This is a genomic window from Vibrio sp. 10N.247.311.12, assembly GCF_041467515.1.
GTDB classification, from domain to species: domain Bacteria; phylum Pseudomonadota; class Gammaproteobacteria; order Enterobacterales; family Vibrionaceae; genus Vibrio; species Vibrio crassostreae_C.
Map to the genome: position 1 here is coordinate 1 of NZ_JBFSUV010000091.1, position 2,487 is coordinate 2,487.

Annotated in this window: 3 protein-coding genes; all 3 read right to left on the reverse strand. The window is 37.2% G+C overall.

Translation table 11 applies throughout. From position 1 onward, the window contains the following. A partial coding sequence (locus AB6E30_RS22390; RefSeq protein ID WP_372105309.1) for a DUF6538 domain-containing protein occupies positions 1-207 on the reverse strand: 207 nt, incomplete at its 3' end. Positions 208-439: 232 nt separating this feature from the next. Beyond that, positions 440-1,420 carry a hypothetical protein gene (locus tag AB6E30_RS22395; RefSeq protein ID WP_372105311.1) on the reverse strand — a complete coding sequence of 327 codons (981 nt, stop codon included), beginning with the start codon at positions 1,418-1,420 and terminating at the stop codon, positions 440-442. A 577-nt stretch (positions 1,421-1,997) separates the two neighbouring features. Further along, complete coding sequence (locus tag AB6E30_RS22400) at positions 1,998-2,366, reverse strand: hypothetical protein (RefSeq protein WP_372105313.1); 369 nt, start codon at positions 2,364-2,366, stop codon at positions 1,998-2,000. Positions 2,367-2,487 lie beyond the last annotated feature (121 nt).

Below are 2,487 nucleotides of genomic sequence, written 5' to 3' on the forward strand. Positions count from 1 at the left end.
ATGTGTACAAGAGATTGGATTGACCTGATCAGTTAATTTTCCGGATTGGTATAATTGAACCTGTTCGATATTTCTCAGGTAAGCGACTTTACGTTCACGAGTTAGAAGAGAGAATTTAAACTCTTTGGGATAACCGCTGCTACGCAGTGAAAGTGGGGTGGCGATACGTGTGTAGTATACGCTATTTGGAAGTCTCAATAAGTACATCTGTGCTACCTTTCTGTGCGAGATGATTTTCGAGGCTTTAGATACGAAAAAACCGCTGTAAAAACAGCGGTTTAATCTTTAAGAGTGGTGGGGGGATTGGGATGAATATGGGCACTTAGAAGTAATTGAAAATATTGATAATATCCTCAAAGACCCAAACAGGAATAAACCGACTAAGTAAAAATTGTCTAGTTAACAAGCTAAAACACCACCATCCATGTGGTGTTTTGGACTATGCAAAAACGACTTCTGCGGGTGCAACGCGTGCAATGCGACGCATTTCTGAAGCTCTGAATTTTTCCGATTCGTTCTGAATCTTGTCCCAAATATTCTGATAATGAACTTTCATCTGGGGGTTGCTGTGATTGGCATATTTCGCCGTTTTTATCCCTGCGATAAATTCAATCCTACCGTTACTCGATTTTATATTGCCATATTTTCGTGCTGTCGAATCAGTCGCAGCAGCATGTAATAACACTGAGATTGCAAAAGCGCGATCACCTTTTTGACCAAGAGGAATACTTGCATTTATGTAGTCAATAGCGCTAGATTCAAGGGTTCCGTCGGTAAAAAAACGTTTAATGTCACACCCACCAAGCGATACTGCAATCAAGCCCATCCGTATGCGGGCGTTGCTTATTTTGTAAATTGGGTAGCGGCTATAAAGAGAAACGACCTGATTTCCGATTATTTTCTTTGTCGAAATAATATTGGGAGATTTACCGCCAGAAATTTCACTCAACCAATCAGAGCCGTTCCCTAAGTTATATAAGTGACGTGTTAATGTTGAAATATCACTTGCGATTCTTGGATTCAGCTTCACGCCACTAGCTAGCTGGAGAGTTTCAGCATTAGTTCGAGGCTCTTGAGTCTTGTCTAACCAAACATCTCTATCTTGGATTTCAACCCTAACTGGTATTTGCTCGATTACATCCTGCTCTAAGAAGGCTTTGAGTCGGTGCTGCATACTAAGTCCCTCGCCGTCAAAGTCAAAAGTCAGAACAAAAGCTTCAGGCAACGTCCAATCCCAGAGGCCACTCTTCATGTCGTCAGCAAGCTTCTGCCACTTACTACCACGAAGTACTCTGTTGTGATTGTTATGATGCTTTAGAATATACCGCGCACTGTCTTTGTTTAACAATGATTTAAAAGAGGTGCGGCAGCCTACGGTGATTCGATCTAGATTAAATTTCAAGTCTTTAACAAGTTGCATGTTTTTTCTATAATAAGTTGTTTATAAATAAGGCTCAGGCAAATAAAATATTATCTATAGTCGGATATGACTACTACAATAAATATTACCCTTATTACCAGCTAACATAAATTTGTTCATTGGTTTATATTAAATTGAACACGAGATATGTTATTCGTTTAATTCCAGTCTGTATACCCCTTGGAGAAACGAGAAAATTTCAATATTTTTAAATTATTAAAAAATATTATATATTTTATTTTTAAAATAATTGTGGTACAAAAACTACAACTCAAATAGTATTAGGATCTTACAAAAATAGAAATATGACTAAAGTGAATTAATTGTGGCACAATGAATTTAGAATTACTGACCTTCCAAATCACTAAAGTGAGATGTTCGTCACATTATTTTTCAGTGTGACATAGAGTTTATATGTGGTTTGGGCTTAATTGACAGCTAACATCAAGGTTACTATACGAAGGGCTATATAGAAGTGATATGTTTTATAAGGAGGAATTTAAAACAAGTATAATTATACATATTACGTATGACTACTGGCCACCCTATAAGAGCGACCAATAGCATAGCAGCAAATCTAATAGATTAGGGATATGATATACACGATTGCAGCAATATATATTATCTCTTTAAATTTACCAATAACACTAAACGACTTATCCACGATTCCAAGACTTACAATGCCATTGCTTCTTTCATCAATGACATCTAGTGAGTCCACTTCTGAAAAGAAAGGAAGCCAATAATTAGTCATAAACTGTCCTTCAACATCAAAGTAATGACTATGCCCACCTCGAAAGTAACGATTTACAAACCTATCGTTGTTCAGACCATAGAAACCGACTTTACCTGCCATACCTGTATTAGGAACAAAGCCTTCAGACAGTAAAAGTACTGCATCATCGCAACCACAATCATTAATTATTTGAACATTAGTTTGAGCCAAAATTGCAGAAAAATCATGGGACGATCTAAGGACGCTTCCGGATAAAATCAATTTATCTAAGTTTATACTGCATATTTCGGAGCATTCCGATCAGTCATTTCGGGATTATCCGATCACCCAT

Excerpts from the sequence above, each read along its gene's own strand:
- AB6E30_RS22395 (WP_372105311.1), bottom strand. The coding sequence starts at position 1,420 with ATGCAACTTGTTAAAGACTTGAAATTTAATCTAGATCGAATCACCGTA.